This window comes from Prochlorococcus marinus str. MIT 1214 (assembly GCF_027359355.1).
Lineage (GTDB): Bacteria > Cyanobacteriota > Cyanobacteriia > PCC-6307 > Cyanobiaceae > Prochlorococcus_B > Prochlorococcus_B marinus_F.
Window position 1 is genome coordinate 1,097,359 of record NZ_CP114777.1, and the last position, 15,160, is coordinate 1,112,518.

24 protein-coding genes and 1 tRNA gene are annotated in these 15,160 nt (G+C 38.4%); 2 read left to right on the plus strand and 23 right to left on the minus strand.

The genetic code is table 11. From position 1 onward, the window contains the following. The first annotated feature begins 191 nt into the window (after window positions 1–191). On the plus strand, window positions 192–1,091 hold the full coding sequence (locus O5639_RS06305; RefSeq protein ID WP_269623719.1) for an FkbM family methyltransferase: 900 nt from the start codon (window positions 192–194) through the stop codon (window positions 1,089–1,091). Window positions 1,092–1,309: 218 nt separating this feature from the next. On the opposite strand, the gene O5639_RS06310 is transcribed toward O5639_RS06305, so the two are convergent. Together O5639_RS06310 and alr are read right to left on the minus strand one after the other, a co-directional pair. Next, window positions 1,310–1,398 (minus strand) — tRNA-Ser (locus O5639_RS06310). Between the two features lie 60 nt (window positions 1,399–1,458). Beyond that, a complete protein-coding gene (gene alr / locus O5639_RS06315) occupies window positions 1,459–2,658 on the minus strand; it encodes an alanine racemase (RefSeq protein WP_269623720.1) in 1,200 nt (399 codons plus the stop codon). 82 nt (window positions 2,659–2,740) lie between these two features. Between alr and O5639_RS06320 the strand changes: the two genes are divergently transcribed. Further along, a complete protein-coding gene (locus tag O5639_RS06320) occupies window positions 2,741–3,247 on the plus strand; it encodes an HNH endonuclease (RefSeq protein ID WP_269623721.1) in 507 nt (168 codons plus the stop codon). A gap of 7 nt (window positions 3,248–3,254) precedes the next feature. Here O5639_RS06320 and prfA read toward each other — a convergent pair whose 3' ends face one another. From prfA to rpsQ, 21 genes are all read right to left on the minus strand, one after another. Beyond that, window positions 3,255–4,352 (minus strand): peptide chain release factor 1, encoded by a 1,098-nt coding sequence (gene prfA, locus O5639_RS06325; RefSeq protein WP_269623723.1) that lies wholly within the window; start codon window positions 4,350–4,352, stop codon window positions 3,255–3,257. A 35-nt stretch (window positions 4,353–4,387) separates the two neighbouring features. Further along, window positions 4,388–4,648, minus strand: coding sequence for a 50S ribosomal protein L31 (gene rpmE, locus O5639_RS06330; protein WP_269623724.1), 261 nt, complete (start codon window positions 4,646–4,648; stop codon window positions 4,388–4,390). 37 nt (window positions 4,649–4,685) lie between these two features. Further along, window positions 4,686–5,093 carry a 30S ribosomal protein S9 gene (gene rpsI, locus O5639_RS06335; protein ID WP_269623725.1) on the minus strand — a complete coding sequence of 136 codons (408 nt, stop codon included), beginning with the start codon at window positions 5,091–5,093 and terminating at the stop codon, window positions 4,686–4,688. After that, a complete protein-coding gene (gene rplM / locus O5639_RS06340) occupies window positions 5,090–5,542 on the minus strand; it encodes a 50S ribosomal protein L13 (protein WP_269623726.1) in 453 nt (150 codons plus the stop codon). Before rplM ends, rpsI begins: the two co-directional genes overlap by 4 nt. Before the next feature lie 187 nt (window positions 5,543–5,729). Further along, window positions 5,730–6,572 (minus strand): tRNA pseudouridine(38-40) synthase TruA, encoded by an 843-nt coding sequence (gene truA, locus O5639_RS06345; protein ID WP_269623727.1) that lies wholly within the window; start codon window positions 6,570–6,572, stop codon window positions 5,730–5,732. A 65-nt stretch (window positions 6,573–6,637) separates the two neighbouring features. Continuing rightward, window positions 6,638–6,988, minus strand: coding sequence for a 50S ribosomal protein L17 (gene rplQ / locus O5639_RS06350; protein ID WP_269611553.1), 351 nt, complete (start codon window positions 6,986–6,988; stop codon window positions 6,638–6,640). Window positions 6,989–7,027: 39 nt separating this feature from the next. Further along, window positions 7,028–7,966, minus strand: coding sequence for a DNA-directed RNA polymerase subunit alpha (locus tag O5639_RS06355; RefSeq protein ID WP_269623728.1), 939 nt, complete (start codon window positions 7,964–7,966; stop codon window positions 7,028–7,030). Between the two features lie 49 nt (window positions 7,967–8,015). Further along, on the minus strand, window positions 8,016–8,408 hold the full coding sequence (gene rpsK, locus O5639_RS06360; protein WP_269611556.1) for a 30S ribosomal protein S11: 393 nt from the start codon (window positions 8,406–8,408) through the stop codon (window positions 8,016–8,018). Window positions 8,409–8,473: 65 nt separating this feature from the next. After that, window positions 8,474–8,839 carry a 30S ribosomal protein S13 gene (rpsM, locus tag O5639_RS06365; RefSeq protein ID WP_269623729.1) on the minus strand — a complete coding sequence of 122 codons (366 nt, stop codon included), beginning with the start codon at window positions 8,837–8,839 and terminating at the stop codon, window positions 8,474–8,476. Window positions 8,840–8,953: 114 nt separating this feature from the next. Continuing rightward, complete coding sequence (gene rpmJ, locus O5639_RS06370; RefSeq protein WP_011295453.1) at window positions 8,954–9,070, minus strand: 50S ribosomal protein L36; 117 nt, start codon at window positions 9,068–9,070, stop codon at window positions 8,954–8,956. 44 nt (window positions 9,071–9,114) lie between these two features. Next, window positions 9,115–9,663, minus strand: a complete 549-nt coding sequence (locus tag O5639_RS06375) for an adenylate kinase (RefSeq protein ID WP_269623730.1) — start codon at window positions 9,661–9,663, stop codon at window positions 9,115–9,117. 25 nt (window positions 9,664–9,688) lie between these two features. Beyond that, window positions 9,689–11,008 carry a preprotein translocase subunit SecY gene (gene secY / locus O5639_RS06380; protein ID WP_269623731.1) on the minus strand — a complete coding sequence of 440 codons (1,320 nt, stop codon included), beginning with the start codon at window positions 11,006–11,008 and terminating at the stop codon, window positions 9,689–9,691. A gap of 59 nt (window positions 11,009–11,067) precedes the next feature. Further along, the gene (rplO, locus tag O5639_RS06385; RefSeq protein WP_269623732.1) at window positions 11,068–11,520 is read right to left on the minus strand and encodes a 50S ribosomal protein L15; all 453 of its coding nucleotides are present in this window, start codon (window positions 11,518–11,520) and stop codon (window positions 11,068–11,070) included. A 5-nt stretch (window positions 11,521–11,525) separates the two neighbouring features. After that, window positions 11,526–12,152, minus strand: coding sequence for a 30S ribosomal protein S5 (gene rpsE, locus O5639_RS06390; RefSeq protein WP_269623733.1), 627 nt, complete (start codon window positions 12,150–12,152; stop codon window positions 11,526–11,528). A gap of 14 nt (window positions 12,153–12,166) precedes the next feature. Further along, window positions 12,167–12,535 carry a 50S ribosomal protein L18 gene (rplR, locus tag O5639_RS06395; protein WP_269623734.1) on the minus strand — a complete coding sequence of 123 codons (369 nt, stop codon included), beginning with the start codon at window positions 12,533–12,535 and terminating at the stop codon, window positions 12,167–12,169. A gap of 33 nt (window positions 12,536–12,568) precedes the next feature. Then, on the minus strand, window positions 12,569–13,108 hold the full coding sequence (gene rplF / locus O5639_RS06400; RefSeq protein ID WP_269623735.1) for a 50S ribosomal protein L6: 540 nt from the start codon (window positions 13,106–13,108) through the stop codon (window positions 12,569–12,571). A 17-nt stretch (window positions 13,109–13,125) separates the two neighbouring features. Next, window positions 13,126–13,527 (minus strand): 30S ribosomal protein S8, encoded by a 402-nt coding sequence (gene rpsH / locus O5639_RS06405; protein ID WP_269623736.1) that lies wholly within the window; start codon window positions 13,525–13,527, stop codon window positions 13,126–13,128. 19 nt (window positions 13,528–13,546) lie between these two features. Then, window positions 13,547–14,086, minus strand: a complete 540-nt coding sequence (gene rplE, locus O5639_RS06410; protein ID WP_269623737.1) for a 50S ribosomal protein L5 — start codon at window positions 14,084–14,086, stop codon at window positions 13,547–13,549. A gap of 86 nt (window positions 14,087–14,172) precedes the next feature. Continuing rightward, window positions 14,173–14,484 carry a 50S ribosomal protein L24 gene (gene rplX / locus O5639_RS06415; RefSeq protein WP_269625525.1) on the minus strand — a complete coding sequence of 104 codons (312 nt, stop codon included), beginning with the start codon at window positions 14,482–14,484 and terminating at the stop codon, window positions 14,173–14,175. 47 nt (window positions 14,485–14,531) lie between these two features. Continuing rightward, window positions 14,532–14,897: a 50S ribosomal protein L14 gene (rplN, locus tag O5639_RS06420; protein ID WP_011295463.1), complete on the minus strand. Its 366-nt coding sequence runs from the start codon at window positions 14,895–14,897 to the stop codon at window positions 14,532–14,534. Beyond that, window positions 14,894–15,160, minus strand: a complete 267-nt coding sequence (gene rpsQ / locus O5639_RS06425; RefSeq protein ID WP_269608970.1) for a 30S ribosomal protein S17 — start codon at window positions 15,158–15,160, stop codon at window positions 14,894–14,896. Before rpsQ ends, rplN begins: the two co-directional genes overlap by 4 nt.

The following is a 15,160-nucleotide window of genomic DNA, read 5'->3' on the forward strand; positions in this document are numbered from 1 at the left end:
GTATTCGTAGTAGGCGAACATGGCAAGCGGTGGCAACCGATGGCAGAACTTTTTTGAAGAATCCAAATCTCCTCACAACACTCCTCACAACAAACTTTTCAAAAATTCAAGGCTCAAATGAAATTTTTTAGTACTAGAAGAACTAGATGGTGTAGTCTGAGATTTATTGAAATTGAAAATCTGAAGTGAGCATGATAAGTAGGGAAGTAGGTCTATTAGAAATAATTCGTTTAGTTCAATTAATCAATAATAAAACAACGGCAAAAACAATTTCCGAGGTCACGGGAATCCAAGAAAATATACTAGATAATTATTATCGAGTACTAAAGCAAGACTCCTACAAAACGTTTGAACCGAATAAGTTAGATTTAATTATGGATACTTTGGCTATTTCTAGGAAGTTAAACATTGTACAAATTGGAGCCAATGATGGGAAAAGTGTCGATCCTGTATATAAACAAAATCTAAGACATGGTAAAAAGCTTTTATTAATTGAGCCTCAAAAGCATTACCGAGAAGCATTATTAAAAAACTATTCTACTTTCAAAGGTGAATTACATATCGAGCATGTGGCGATAGGGAACCAGGGTGAAAATCTAGAATTTCATATTTTAAAGCAAGATTATTGGGAAGAGTATGAGAAAAAGGTTGGGAAACCACCGAATGGAGTGTTTTCTTTGATCAAGAGTCAAGTAGCTCAAAGAGTGGCATCTAGATTAGGTATCAATTATTCAGATATCGATAAATATATGACGACACTAAAAGTTGATATCGTACCTCTACAAAAACTCTTAAAAAAATATAATTTTGAAGAAATTGACGTACTTCAAATTGATGCTGAAGGATATGATTTTCAAATCATTAATTCACTTGAAGATATTAAACCTAAAATCATTCACTTTGAATCTTTCAACTTAACTCCAGAGGAGTGGATAGGTTTTACAAGTTTTTGTGAAGAAAAAGGTTATGGCTTTATTCAAGGGATTCAAGATACTCTGGCTATATATGGCTCAAATACAAAACATCAAATATACAAATTAGGCGAGGAAAATAAATTTAGATTTCCAATGAAAATTAAAAAAAATATTTAAAGCATAAAAAACCTTCCTCACAACAAAATCTCTCAGATCTATTTGTACAACTGGAATCTCTCCTCACAACAACTTTTAATCCCCTCACAACACTCCTCACAACAAACTTTTCAAAACTGTGGCAATCGCTGGCAATCAGTGGCAGAACTTTTTCTAGTGTTATCAGTAGATCTCAGCGATTTTGGCAGTTATTGGCAACACCTGAATACAAAAGAAAACGGAGAGGGAGGGATTCGAACCCTCGACAGAAGTTACCTCCTGTAACTCCTTAGCAGGGAGCCGCTTTCAACCACTCAGCCACCTCTCCATTGAAAGTACCTTATCAAGTCAAAGCTCAAAAGCATGGAATTGTGATCCTCTACAAATTTTAAGTGACAACTCTAGGAAGTCGATTTCTGAAACTGCAAAGAACTTCCCATGGAATAGATCCAGAGAACTCACACCAATTCTGAGGTGAAATGCACACTTCACCATCAGTTCCAAGAAGCGTTAACACTTGACCTGTTCTAATATCTGGTTTATCTGTTATGTCAAAAACCATTTGATCCATAGCAATTGCACCTACTTGAGGCACTAAAACACCATCTATTGAGGCTGATATTTTCCCAGAAAGATTTCGACTTACACCGTCTGCATAGCCAATAGCAACTACTGCAAGCTTGCTTTTTCTTTGAGTTTTAAAAAAATGTCCGTACCCAACTCCTGTCCCTTTTGCAACCTCCCTAACCAAAGTAACTCGAGCCTTAACTTTCAAAGCTGGATGAAATTTTAAATCAGAATCAAAATCATTAACAGGAAAATAACCATACAAGCTCAGTCCTACTCGAACCATATCAAAATGAAGACGACTATCTGAAAGTGTTCCCGCAGAATTGGCTAGGTGTCTGCATAAAAGCTTATTTCTTGCCCCCAAATCCTTTAAAACTTTTTCAAATCTTGTTAATTGAATCTGTGTAAAACCAAGTTGAGCATTATTTTCAAGATCTTCATCAGCAATTGCCAAATGACTATATATGCCTTTTAAGGATATATTTTTTAAAAAATCAATTCTAGAAATCAATTCTTTTACCTCATTGCAATTGCAGCCAAGTCTCGTCATACCAGTGTCAACTTTTAAGTGAATAATATATTTTTTATTCTTATTTTCGGCTATGTTATTGCAAATTATCGCCTCACGAATTCCACTAATCGTAGGGATAAGATCCCAGAAGAAGGCAGAGTAAAGCTCTTCTGCATTAATTAGATTCCCAAGAATTAATATCTGACACTTCAAGCCCGAATTTCTTAATTGTATTCCCTCTTCTAAAGTTGCTACTCCAAGGCTATCAGCGCCTCCAATCAAAGCAGCCTTTGCAACAGTCTCTGCACCATGTCCATATCCATCAGCTTTTACAACTGCCATTAGCAAACAATTTTCGCCAATAAAATTTTTCAAGACTCTTGCATTATTTTCAATAGCTTTCGGATCGACCTCAACCCATGCACGACTACGCGGATCGGGGTTCATCACATTTTCGGTTGTCCCAACAAAAGTGAAAGATCTTTCACTTCTCTTAATCTTTGACATACGCTGCTGGCAATGAATGTAATAAGGAAAACTGCATTAAGGCTGTAATAGCACTAGCATGCCGCTTAAATAGCTAACTTGCATGGGTCAAGTTCTTGTTTTGAATGCGTCCTATGAGCCATTGAACATCACTTCATGGCGTCGTGCGACTGTTTTAATGCTCAAAGGCAAGGCTGAAAGTCTTGAAGAGGATCCTGCTCACAATATTAGACAAGATGTCAAAGCTCCTACTGTGATTCGATTAAGACAATTCATTAGAGTTCCATATCGTGATATACCCCTTTCAAGAAAAAACATATTTCAAAGAGATAATAATTGTTGTCAATATTGTGGTCAAAAAAATAAAAAACTTTCAATTGATCATGTTTTACCCAGGAGTAGAGGTGGGGCCGATAATTGGGAGAATGTGATTACTGCATGCCTTCAATGCAACGTAATGAAAGGGAATAGAACTCCCGAAGAAGCAAAGATGCCATTAAAAACAAAGCCTTATAAGCCCTTAAATAACATGAGTTTTGAAACAACAAAACAAATTCATTCTGGTCGTCATAAAGAATGGAGTAAATATGTAATTGGGTGGGTAGCTTAAGTTTCTTTTAATCTTCAGATTGATTACTAATTTCTTCCATTTGTCTTTTTTGTTCTTCGGCAATACATGCACCAATAACATCTTCCAATTGACCTGCCAGAACTTGTTCAAGGGGAAAATTAATTCCTAATCTATGATCAGTGGTTCGATTGTCTTTGTAGTTATAAGTCCGTATCTTTTCACTTCTATCACCTGTACCAACCTGAGATAATCTCGCGGATCTCTCCTTAGCATTAGCTTCTGCTATTTCTAATTCTAATAATTTAGCTCTTAAAATCTCCATTGCTCTTTCTCTATTTTGTAATTGAGAACGTTCCTGCGTACAAAAAACTCTTATACCTGAGGGCTTATGAAATAAATCAATCGCTGTTTCTACTTTGTTTACATTTTGCCCACCAGCACCGCCCGATCTTGCCGTACTAATTTCTAAGTCAGTAGGTTCTATTTTTACTTCAACTGGATCTGCTTCTGGCATTACAGCAACAGTTGCAGTAGAAGTATGCACTCGTCCTTGAGATTCAGTTGAAGGAACTCTTTGAACTCTATGAACACCTGCTTCAAATTTTAATTGGCTATAAACAGAGTCTCCTTTGACTGAGATAATCATTTCACGAAAACCACCCATATCAGCTTCTGTTGAACTTATGGGTTGTACGTTCCAACCTAGTTTTTGCCCATACCTCTCATACATTCTGGCTAAATCACCAGCCCATAAACAAGCTTCATTTCCTCCTGCACCAGCTCTTATTTCAAGCATCACACTTCTTTCATCTCTTGGATCTTTGGGTAAAAGAGCCAAAGTTAGCCTTTGAATTAGTTCATTTTTTGAAATTTCTAGATTTTGAAGTTCTTCTCTAGCCAAAAGTTCCATCTCTTTATCATCTCTACTTTCTTTGACTAAACCTTTAGCTTCTAGACACTCTTTTTCAATTAATTGGAGTTTGCCATAATCATTAACCAATGGCTCTAAACGAGATCTTTCTCGAGCAATTTTCTCTAACTGTTTAGGATCTGAGGCAACATCTGGATCAGCTAGTTGCAACTCTAAGTTTTGAAAACTACTTTTAGCTGTTTCTAATCGTTTTATTAGGGTTGAAGAATCCATTCTTTTTATTCCCTAAAAATCTAGATCAACAGCTATCAACTTTCTTTTTTTTCATTTATTGATTTATCTTTTTCATCGCTTGAGTCAGATGATGCCATCCCATATTTCCTCATAAATCTATCCACTCTTCCTTCGGTATCTAAAATCTTCTGAGTACCTGTAAAGAAAGGATGATTTCCACTCCAAACATCAACCTGAATTTCAGGCTGAGTAGAACCTGTTGTCATTACTACTTCTCCATTGCAAATAACTTTTGCTTCTGGATACCAAGTTGGATGTATATCTGATTTAGGCATGATAAAAAAATGGAAAGATTTGAAGGGAAAAATACAATTATCTCTTTGAGAATTGTGGAGCTTTACGAGCCTTTTTGAGACCATATTTGCGCCTCTCTTTTGCTCTAGGATCGCGACTAAGGTGACCCTCAACTTTTAGAGGCTTACGATTATCAAGAGATAGCTCACATAAAGCTCTAGCAGCTCCTTGCTTTATGGCATCAGACTGCCCTGTCAAACCACCACCATATACATTGACTAGAACATCATATGATTCACTCAATCCTAAAGTTTTTAAAGGAGCTCTAACAGCAGATATATAAGCAGGATTAAAATTCAGATAATGATCACCAGGGCGACCATTAATAATTAATTCTCCTTTACCAGGGGTTAATCTTACTCTTGCTACTGATGTTTTTCGTCTACCAGTTCCCCAGTAAACTACTTTGTTTGTGGAACTAGTCATTGCGAAACAGATGCAGAATTTAAATTTAAAACTCTAGGTTCTTGAGCTGAATGAGGATGCTCAGAACCTTTATAAACTTTGAGTTTAGTAAATAATTGCCTGCCTAACCTTGTGTGAGGCAACATTCCTTTAATTGCCTTTTCAACGATTCTCTCTGGAATTCTAGATTGAAGAGCCTTAAAAGTTTCAACTTTCATTCCGCCAGGACGACCAGAATGTCTACGATACAGTTTTTGATCAGATTTTTTTCCGGTTACTTTGATCTTTTCCGCATTTACGACAATGACAAAATCACCAGTATCTAGGTGAGGAGTGAAATTTGGCTTTGTCTTACCTCTAAGAACACTAGCAACTTCAGTCGCTAATCGACCGAGTGTCTGATTCTCTGCATCCACCAGAAACCACTGGCGATCTATAGAATCCTGAGATGGAACGGCAGTCTTGTTCATTTTTCCTGAACACCCATAACACTGAATAAGCATTATCGTGATAATGCTGTTTAAGGAAGTTATCAAGTCAAAAAATTGATCTGATTCTTCAGAGAAATGATTCTACACTTCGATGGCTGAAAACTGGTCTTTTTGTTCGCATAAAATTTAAATTACTGATTTAACTAAATTCCCAATTTTTGATTTGTTAAAATTTTATATTTTTTGCATCTTTTGAAGACTCAAATATTGGAAGAGAAAAACCAGGAAAAGTGTCAAAACTTTTCTCTTTTGTGAAGATTTTTTCCTCATAACCAACTCTTATCAAACAAAGGCCATGAGGAGGAGCAGCCTCTTTAACCTCAGAGCGCAAACCCTGTCTCCATCTATTTCTAAATTCTTCCAAAGACAGTCGTTTTTCTCCAACAGCAACTAATTGGCCCATCAAAAGCCTCACCATTCCATACAAAAAGCCACTAGCCTGTATTTCAACTTTGACTATATCCCCATGACGACAAATAGAAACATCCTGAACTGTAGTGAATGAATTACTCCTATTACTTCCAGCTTTTTGAAAAGCTGAAAAATCATGCAAGCCTAATAAATCATTCAGAGCATCCCTCATTACATTGACATCTAATCTAAATCTATATTTATGCCAACTTATATTTTGCAGAAAAATATTTGGATAGGAACCATTAAAAATTGAATATCTATATCTTCTATATTTCGCCGAATAGCATGCATGCCAATTGCTGCTAACCTTTACTGCTTCAAGAACTTTAATTGATTCTGGAAGCCTTCCATTCAGCGCTGATGCCCATTTGTGAACAGGAATTGGGGCTGAGCAATCAAAATGTGCAACTTGTCCAGACGCATGAACTCCTGCATCAGTTCTACCTGCCGCTATGACCTTGACTGGTCTAATGGGATCAAGTTCTGCAATTTTTTCTTCTAAAGTGCCTTGAACAGTTTTTGAATCTTTTTGATTTTGCCAACCTCTAAAATCTGAACCGTCGTACTGAATAACAATTGCTGTTCTATTAGTCAAATTTAAAAATAAAATTTTTTATAAAAATAGAAAATATTGATTGTCGTTTGTGCAGCATTGATAGCCTATACAAGCTCAACGATGGCCATTTCTGAATTATCACCACGTCTTGGAGTAGTTCTCACGATCCTTGTATAGCCCCCTTGACGATCTCCATAACGCTCTTGGGCCTTTTCAAAAAGCGCATGAACCAACTGCTTATCGTATACATATCCGATAGCTCTTCTTCTTGAAGAGAGGCTACCATCTTTAGCCAAAGTAATCATTCGCTCCGTCTCATCTCTCACAGCTTTTGCTCTTGCTTTGGTAGTTGTAACTCTACCTTCACGAATTAATTGAGTGGTTAATCCTCTTAAAAGTGCCTTCCTTTGATCAGCAGGGCGACTCAATTGTGGGATTCGACGTTGATGACGCATTGGATTAGCTTTGAAATGTAGTAGTAAGAAAACTGAAAATCATGCAGAAGTTCTACTTTGAGGAATAGAAATTCCAATTCTCTCTAGAGCTTCAATAACTTCATCCGCTGATTTAGAACCGAAGTTCTTAATTTCCAACAAATCCTCATAACTAAAACCCATCAAGTCTGAAACAGAGTTCACTTGGGCACGTTTTAGGCAGTTATAAGCTCTTACGGATAAGTTTAACTCCTCGAGGGGGATTTGAGCCTCTGCTGCAGGCTCTGGCTCTTCAGGGATCTCTTCTACCATTGAAACAGTGGCAAGAGGCTGAAAAAGTTCGATTAATTGATTTGCAGCTTCCGCCAATGCATCGTCTGGAGTAGTGGATCCATCAGTGACCAACTCCATTTTCAATCTTTCTCTGGTAGATCCCCCCTCAGCGACTGCAGTTTCATCAATCGTAAAATTAACTCTGTTTATAGGCATAAACACAGCATCTATTTGCAGCAAATCAATTGCGCTTGTCTCTTCGTTTCGTCTATCGACTGGTCGATAGCCAACACCTCTTTCTACATGTAGCTCTAGTTCTAAGTTGTGACCCTCCTGAACTGTTGCGATTGGCCGATCACCATCAACGACTTGAACTTGAGAAGAGAACTGAATATCCTTCGCTTTTACTTCAGCTGGACCAGTAACAACAATTCTTCCTATCTCAAGATCCTGACTATGACTGTCAACTGAAATCTGTTTGCAATTTAGAAGAATGTCTAAAACGTCCTCTCTTACACCAGGGATTGTTGCATATTCATGATTAACACCTGCGATCCTAACAGCAGTAACTGCGCTGCCCTCGAGCCCGCCCATTAATACTCTGCGTAAAGAATTACCCAAAGTTGTTGCTTGACCTCTTTCAAGAGGTCCAATCAGGAAAACGCCTGTTTGGGAACGATCACTAGCAACTTGATGGTCGATCCTGTCAATCTGGTATTGCAACACGGTCTAATGCGATGTGGAAAAAAGAAAATTTCACTTAAGTGAATAGATTTTAAACGCGTCTGCGTTTAGGCCTCCTACAACCGTTATGAGGGAGAGGAGTTACATCTCTGATCAAAGTAATTTCAAGACCAGCTACTTGCAACGCCCTTATTGCGGTTTCACGACCTGACCCTGGTCCTCTTACAAGAACTTCTATTTGACGCATTCCTTGTTCAAGAGCACGTCGGGCAGCTACTTCAGCAGCGGTTTGAGCCGCGAAAGGAGTACCTTTTCGAGCTCCTTTGAATCCACTTGCTCCTGCAGATGACCAGGAAATAACTTCACCAGAAGTATCAGTGATTGAAACAATGGTGTTATTGAAGGTACTTTGAATATGCACAACTCCATTAGGAACGTTGCGCTTTGACTTCTTAGAACCGGATTTCTTTGAGGTTGTAGCCATTAGGCTGTGCCTTATTTAAAAAAAGATTTAGTAAATTACCAAATGGTAAGAGGAGTCTTAAGAAATTATTTCTTTCTTCCTGCAACGGTTTTTCTCGCTCCTCTTCGAGTACGAGCGTTGGTTCTGGTTCGTTGTCCACGAACAGGAAGACTCATTCTATGCCTTCTTCCACGAACACATCCGATATCCTGAAGACGTTTCAGAGCCATTCCTTCCTGACGTCTCAAGTCTCCTTCAAGAGTGAATTCTTCAGTAACAGCTCTGAGCTTCTGAACATCACTGTCAACTAAATCCTTTACACGAATATCAGGGTTAACGCCCGATTTTTCGAGGATTATCTGGGCTCTGGTTAAGCCAATGCCATAGATGTATGTAAGGGCAACTTCTACCCGCTTTTCGCGAGGTATATCGATGCCTGAGATCCGTGCCACTTAGGGATAAAATCGAAGAGGATAATGAAATCATCATAATTTAATGATGACCTTGTTGTAAGAAGTCAACAAAAGGAAATTAATCCTTCAAGACTTCTTAATAAAGTCGGGGGATTAGCCCTGACGCTGTTTATTTCGAGGCCTTTTCTTGTTGATCACATAGATCCGGCCTCTGCGCCTAACGATCTGATCGTCAGGACTAATTTTTTTGACTGAAGATCTAACCTTCATTTGGCAAGACTCTCCTATTTCCAAACTATAACTTTACTACATCGTCAGCCTAAAGCTTTCTCAATACATGAAAACACAACATCTATGTCAGCGTTACCTTCTATCTCCTCCAGTATTCCTTGCTTCGCATACAAATCAATCAGGGGGGCTGTTTTTTCTCTATAAATTTTGAGTCTATTAATTATTACTTGTTCATTATCATCCTGTCTTCCTCTTTCTAAAAGCCTTTTAATTAAATAATCATCGGCAATTTTTATTAAGATAACCCCTTCTAATGGTTGATTAATTTTTTCTAAAAGACTTTTTAGAGAATTAGCTTGATTAACATTTCTAGGGAACCCATCAAGTAACCACCCTTCATTAATATTTATCAATCTTCCTTCAACAATTGAAAGAACTAATTCATCACTTACTAATTCTCCTTTATTCATTACTTCCGCAGCTTTAAGACCTAGAGAAGATCCAGAAGAGACCTCATCTCTGAGTAAATCCCCAGTCGAAAGATGATCTAATCGGTACTTTCTACAAAAAAGATTTGCTTGCGTCCCTTTACCAGCTCCAGGGGGGCCAAGGAATAGTAATTTCTTTTTCATTTAAATAAAAAACATTCTAAAGATATTATTGACGCACCAATCCTTCATATCTTTGAGAAATGACATAAGTCTGTATCTGCTTAGATGTATCAATTGCGACTCCTACCAAGATTAACAATGAAGTCGCACCAAGACCTTGGAAAGTTTGAACATTAGTTGCTCTCTCTACTGCAGCAGGAACGATGGCAACTGAACCAAGAAATAAACCACCAAGTAAAGTGAGGCGGTTTTGAACTCCTGAAAGGTAATTGGAAGTTGAACCTCCAGGCCTTACGCCAGGAATTGCAACACCACCCTTTTTTAAATTTGAGGCAATATCTATGGGATTAATTGTTAAAGAAGCATAAAAATAAGCAAACCCCAAAATCAATGCAAAAAAGGTAATTGCATATGGCCATGGGTTTGATGAACCTGGATTAAGTGAACTCGCAGCCTTTATGAGTAATGGGTTTTGAGTGAAATTTGCAATTGTTATAGGGAGGAAAATTAATGCAGAAGCAAAGATTATTGGCATAACACCACCAGCATTTAACTTGAGAGGTAAATAACTTTGCCTACTTGGCAAAAGGGCTGTACCGCCCATTTGGCTTTTTGCACTTACTATGGGAATTCTCCTAGCACCTTCTTGAACAAAAATAATACCCACAATAGTAATTAAAAAAACCATCAAAAGAATGATTATTCCCAGGACATCAGCTCTATCTCCTGTTTGGGCTTTTTCAATAGTAGAACTAAGTGCCTTAGGCAAAGTCGCAACAATATTCAAAAAAATAACTAAAGAAGCACCTTGGCCTATCCCTTTTTCAGTAATAATCTCACTAAGCCACATAACTATCATCGATCCAGTAACTAACGCAAGTGATGTTTGAATAACAAATTCAGTTTCGCCAAGACCTTCGACCGCATACTGTCTAAGAATTAAAGCAAAAACTGTGCTTTGAACCAATCCCCATCCCAAAGCTACGTATCTAGTGATTTGAGCAATCTTTCTTCTCCCTGCCTCTCCTTCGTTTTTCTGTAGATCTTCTAATTGCGGTAAAGAGGCAGTAAGCAATTGAATAATGATTGACGCATTAATAAATGGAAGAATACCTAGCGCAAAAACACCTAAAGTTGATATTCCGCCACCTGTAAAAATATCAAGAAATCCAATCAATTGGCCACCTTGATCAATAAAGGTTTTAAAAGCTTCTCTATCTATTCCAGGCATAGGAATATAAATTCCTAATCTCACAATTAGCAATAGGCTTAAGGTCGTAAAGACTCTTCCCCTAAGCTCCTCATTGCTAAACAATTGGGTGATTACTTCACCTGCGCTTGGGTTTCGACCACGACTTATTAACATTTAATAAGGATAATTTATTGGAGGCTAGTGTATAAAATCAAATTTTTGAGATGTGGAAATTAGTTATACATTTCACATGTGCCCCCGGCGGCTTCAATTTTCTTTTTAGCAGATGTTGTGAACGCAGAAGCTTGAACAGTCAATTTTATTTCCAACTTACCATTACCAAGAATTTTTAGAGGATTTTTTGGTTTAGTCAAAATCCCCTCCTTAACCAATAAATCGAGGTTAACAACAGTCCCATCTTTTAATGCATTCAATCTGGAAACATTGAGGACAGTAAAATTTTTCTGATTAACTATTGGGAAATGCTTTAATTTTGGAACTCGCCTGTACAATGGCATCTGACCACCCTCAAAACCTGGGCGAGTAGGTCTACCTGATCGAGATTTTTGCCCCCTCATCCCAAAACCGCAACTAGCTCCTTGGCCAGCAGCAATACCTCGACCTTTACGCATTTTTTTACGTCTAGATCCTTTATTTGATTGAAGAGATTCTAATTTAATAGTCATGATTTTTAAGAATAAATCTGCTCAAGTGAGATACCACGCTCTTTTGCTGTGGCTTTATGAGTTCTTAGCTCACTTAAAGCAACCATTGCAGCACGAGCATTGTTCAAAGGGGTCTTACTACCTAATCGCTTAGCAAGGACATTTTTAATTCCGGCCAATTCTAAAACAGTACGGATTGAACCGCCTGCAATTACGCCTGTTCCAGGTGCTGCCGGACGAATTAAAACACTGGCTGCTCCATCTCTTCCGTTAGAGAGAGTTGGGATCGAACTATTTCGAGTTAAAGGAACACGAACAAGATGTTTTTTGCCATCGGCAACTCCTTTACGAACTGCACCAATTACATCTCCAGCTTTTCCTACACCAACGCCAACTTGACCCTTTTCATTGCCAACTACCACTATTGCCCTAAAGCTCATTTTCTTTCCACCTTTGACTGTTTTGGAAACCCTTCGAATTTGGACAACTCGTTCTTGCCATTCAGAGTCTCTTTCTTGACCTCTTCTTTCTCTTCTCCCTCCACGTTTTTCGCCACGGTTACGACGGTTTTCCTGCCTACCATCTGCAGCAGGAGGTGTGTCTGATGATCCAGAAGTTTTTTTATTGGGAGACTGGTTTTTAGAGTCTGTCATTATTAAAGCAGTGATTAAAAATTCAAGCCTGCCACTCTGGCAGCTTCGGCTAGAGCTTTAACCCTGCCATGATAGATGTTCCCACCTCTGTCAAAGATAACTTGTTTGATGCCTTTTGATAAAGCTTTTTTTGCAACAAGCTCTCCTACTGCTGTTGAAGCATCGCAACTTCCAGCATTAACTTTTAAAGAAGCTTTCAAGTCTTTATCAAGGGTGGATGCAGCACATAAAGTGTTTTGAGCATCATCATCTATAATTTGAGCATAGATGTGGTTATTAGATCGAAAGACAGCTAGTCTTGGTCGAGCTTCTGTTCCGCTTAAGTTTCTCCTCAAGCGTTTATGCCGTTTTTGGGTCTGTTGTTTTCTAGAAAGTTTTGACATGGCTAAAAAATTTTAAAAGACGAATAAGCAAAATTAAGCTTTGCCAGACTTACCAGCTTTTCTAATTATCTGTTCTCCCTCGTACTTGATCCCTTTACCTTTATAAGGTTCTGGGGGCCTTATTGCTCTTATTTTGGCAGCTTCATTGCCAACTAATTCTTTATCAGGTCCAGTTACAATCACATTTGTATTATTTTCAACTTTAAAAGTTATACCTTCTGGAGGAACAACCTCGACTGGATGACTATAACCTGCACTAACAACAAGAGTTTTACCTTTTACTTGGGCTCTTGATCCAACACCAACAATCTCAAGTTTTTTCATAAAACCACTACTTACTCCTTCGACCATATTGGCAACAAGAGATCTACACAGCCCATGCATTTCTCTGGATTGTCGCTTTTCATCGATTGGTTTAACAACAATGGTGTTGTCATTTTTACTTAGGCTTACTCCATCAGGAAGAGTCCGTTGCAGTTCCCCTTTGGGACCTTTTACAGTGATAGAAAGTCCTTCAAGTTTTACATCTACCTTATCGGGAAGGGAGATTGGTTTTTTGCCAGTACGAGACATAATAAATACTTAATCAATCAACAGACGTAGCAGAGGACTTCTCCTCCAACACCTTGTTTGCGGGCATCACGATCACTCATAACTCCCTTAGAGGTGGAAATTATCGCAACCCCAAGGCCTCCTAAAACTTTTGGTAATCCTCGAGTATTTTTATAAATTCTCAATCCTGGTTTACTTACTCGCTGCATTGAACGAATAATGGGTGAGCGATGCTTACCAGTGTATTTCAATCCAAGAATGAGCTGCTTTCGAAAGCCTTCTCCTTCTTCATTGATTTCTGCAATAAATCCCTCACTCTGAAGAACCTTAGCGATACTAAGAGACATTCTTGAAGCAGGGACTTTGGTTTTTTCATGACGTTTTTCACTTGCATTTCTTATGCGAGTGAGCATGTCTGAAATTGGATCGTGGTTGGCCATAGTATTTAGCTAATCAAACTCATTTTTTACGGAAGGGCATTCCCAATTCACTCAGAAGAGCCTTGCCTTGTTCATCAGAGGAAGCACTGGTCACGATTGTGATATCCATGCCTCGAATAGCGTCGACTTTGTCAAAAGTAATCTCAGGGAAGATAAGTTGCTCTTTGACTCCAATGGTGTAATTTCCTCGGCCATCAAAGCTTTTTGGACTGACACCACGAAAATCTCTGATTCTCGGAAGTGCCAAGTTAATGAACCTTTCCAAGAATGCGTACATGCGATCACCTCGAAGTGTGACTACGCAACCTATAGGCATTCCCTGTCTGATCTTAAAAGTAGCGATTGCTTTCTTAGCCCTTGTCACAAGGGCTTTTTGCCCAGAAATTGTTGCCATTTCAGCTAGAGAAGCTTCTAAAGCTTTTGAATTTGATGCAGCTTCACCAAGTCCTCTATTTAAGGTAACTTTCTGCACCTTAGGGACTTGATGAACATTTTTAAGACCAAGATCTTTTAAAAGCTTTGGTCTAATTGTCTCTCGATAGCGGGTTTTAAGTGACATGGCTGAGGGAAAAGTTAATTCTGGTCTTGGTCAGAATTCAATTGGGGAAAGAAAGTCTGCTTTAATTGAGACAAAGGAATAGTGAATTAATCAATTAATTCCCCAGTCTTTTTTAATCGTCGTTTCTTTGATCCGTCTTTATCTACAAAAATTTCAACCTTACTAGCAACTTTCTCTTTAGTTGAGTAGATCATCACATTTGAGGCATGCAAGGAAAATTCTTTGGTCTCTATTCGACCAGTTTCTCCTTCCTGAGAGGGTTTTACATGCTTTGTTCTTTGGTTAATTCCTTGGACTAAAACTCTATTTTCATAAGGAAGAGTTTTAAGGACTTCACCGGTTTTACCCTTGTCCTTTCCAGAAATAATCTGAACTGTGTCTCCTTTACGGATCTTCATTTTGATTCGATCAGCAGGAGCTTTGGATTTGTTAATTGCTGGCATGACTAAATAACCTCCGGAGCTAAAGAAACAATTTTAGTGAAATTGCGCTCTCTTAATTCTCGTGCGACGGGACCAAACACCCTAGTGCCTCTTGGGTTTTGATCATCATTAATAAGAACAGCAGCGTTGTCATCAAAGCGAATTGAATTTCCAGTCTCTCTACGCATTGTTGCTCTAGTTCGAACAACAACCGCTTTAACAACATCTGATTTTTTGACTCCCATATTTGGCATCGCATCTTTAACTGAAGCAACAATCACATCGCCTACATGGGCATACCGACGATTGGAGCCCAAGACCCTAATACATTGCAAACGCTTTGCACCACTGTTATCTGCAACGGTTAAGAATGTTTCTTGCTGAATCATTTTGCAGCCTCCTTAGATTTCATACCCTTAACGAGAACATCTGTAACCGTCCATCGTTTGTGAGCGCTCATTGGAGGAGACTCTTTAATCCGAACTCTGTCTCCCACTTTGCAATGGTTTTCTGCATCATGGGCTTTATATCTAGTCGTACGACTAATAATTTTTTGGTAAATTGGATGTGGAAATCTATTTTCCACAGCCACAACTACTGTTTTTTGCATTTTGTCACTGACAACAGTGCCGACCATTTCCTTAAGTGCCAT

Coding starts and splice junctions, on each gene's coding strand:
- O5639_RS06305 (WP_269623719.1), top strand. CDS start 192: ATGATAAGTAGGGAAGTAGGTCTATTAGAAATAATTCGTTTAGTTCAA.
- alr (WP_269623720.1), bottom strand. CDS start 2,658: ATGTCAAAGATTAAGAGAAGTGAAAGATCTTTCACTTTTGTTGGGACA.
- O5639_RS06320 (WP_269623721.1), top strand. CDS start 2,741: ATGGGTCAAGTTCTTGTTTTGAATGCGTCCTATGAGCCATTGAACATC.
- prfA (WP_269623723.1), bottom strand. CDS start 4,352: ATGGATTCTTCAACCCTAATAAAACGATTAGAAACAGCTAAAAGTAGT.
- rpmE (WP_269623724.1), bottom strand. CDS start 4,648: ATGCCTAAATCAGATATACATCCAACTTGGTATCCAGAAGCAAAAGTT.
- rpsI (WP_269623725.1), bottom strand. CDS start 5,093: ATGACTAGTTCCACAAACAAAGTAGTTTACTGGGGAACTGGTAGACGA.
- rplM (WP_269623726.1), bottom strand. CDS start 5,542: ATGAACAAGACTGCCGTTCCATCTCAGGATTCTATAGATCGCCAGTGG.
- rplQ (WP_269611553.1), bottom strand. CDS start 6,988: ATGCGTCATCAACGTCGAATCCCACAATTGAGTCGCCCTGCTGATCAA.
- rpsK (WP_269611556.1), bottom strand. CDS start 8,408: ATGGCTACAACCTCAAAGAAATCCGGTTCTAAGAAGTCAAAGCGCAAC.
- rpmJ (WP_011295453.1), bottom strand. CDS start 9,070: ATGAAGGTTAGATCTTCAGTCAAAAAAATTAGTCCTGACGATCAGATC.
- O5639_RS06375 (WP_269623730.1), bottom strand. CDS start 9,663: ATGAAAAAGAAATTACTATTCCTTGGCCCCCCTGGAGCTGGTAAAGGG.
- secY (WP_269623731.1), bottom strand. CDS start 11,008: ATGTTAATAAGTCGTGGTCGAAACCCAAGCGCAGGTGAAGTAATCACC.
- rplO (WP_269623732.1), bottom strand. CDS start 11,520: ATGACTATTAAATTAGAATCTCTTCAATCAAATAAAGGATCTAGACGT.
- rpsE (WP_269623733.1), bottom strand. CDS start 12,152: ATGACAGACTCTAAAAACCAGTCTCCCAATAAAAAAACTTCTGGATCA.
- rplR (WP_269623734.1), bottom strand. CDS start 12,535: ATGTCAAAACTTTCTAGAAAACAACAGACCCAAAAACGGCATAAACGC.
- rplF (WP_269623735.1), bottom strand. CDS start 13,108: ATGTCTCGTACTGGCAAAAAACCAATCTCCCTTCCCGATAAGGTAGAT.
- rpsH (WP_269623736.1), bottom strand. CDS start 13,527: ATGGCCAACCACGATCCAATTTCAGACATGCTCACTCGCATAAGAAAT.
- rplE (WP_269623737.1), bottom strand. CDS start 14,086: ATGTCACTTAAAACCCGCTATCGAGAGACAATTAGACCAAAGCTTTTA.
- rplX (WP_269625525.1), bottom strand. CDS start 14,484: ATGAAGATCCGTAAAGGAGACACAGTTCAGATTATTTCTGGAAAGGAC.
- rplN (WP_011295463.1), bottom strand. CDS start 14,897: ATGATTCAGCAAGAAACATTCTTAACCGTTGCAGATAACAGTGGTGCA.
- rpsQ (WP_269608970.1), bottom strand. CDS start 15,160: ATGGCACTTAAGGAAATGGTCGGCACTGTTGTCAGTGACAAAATGCAA.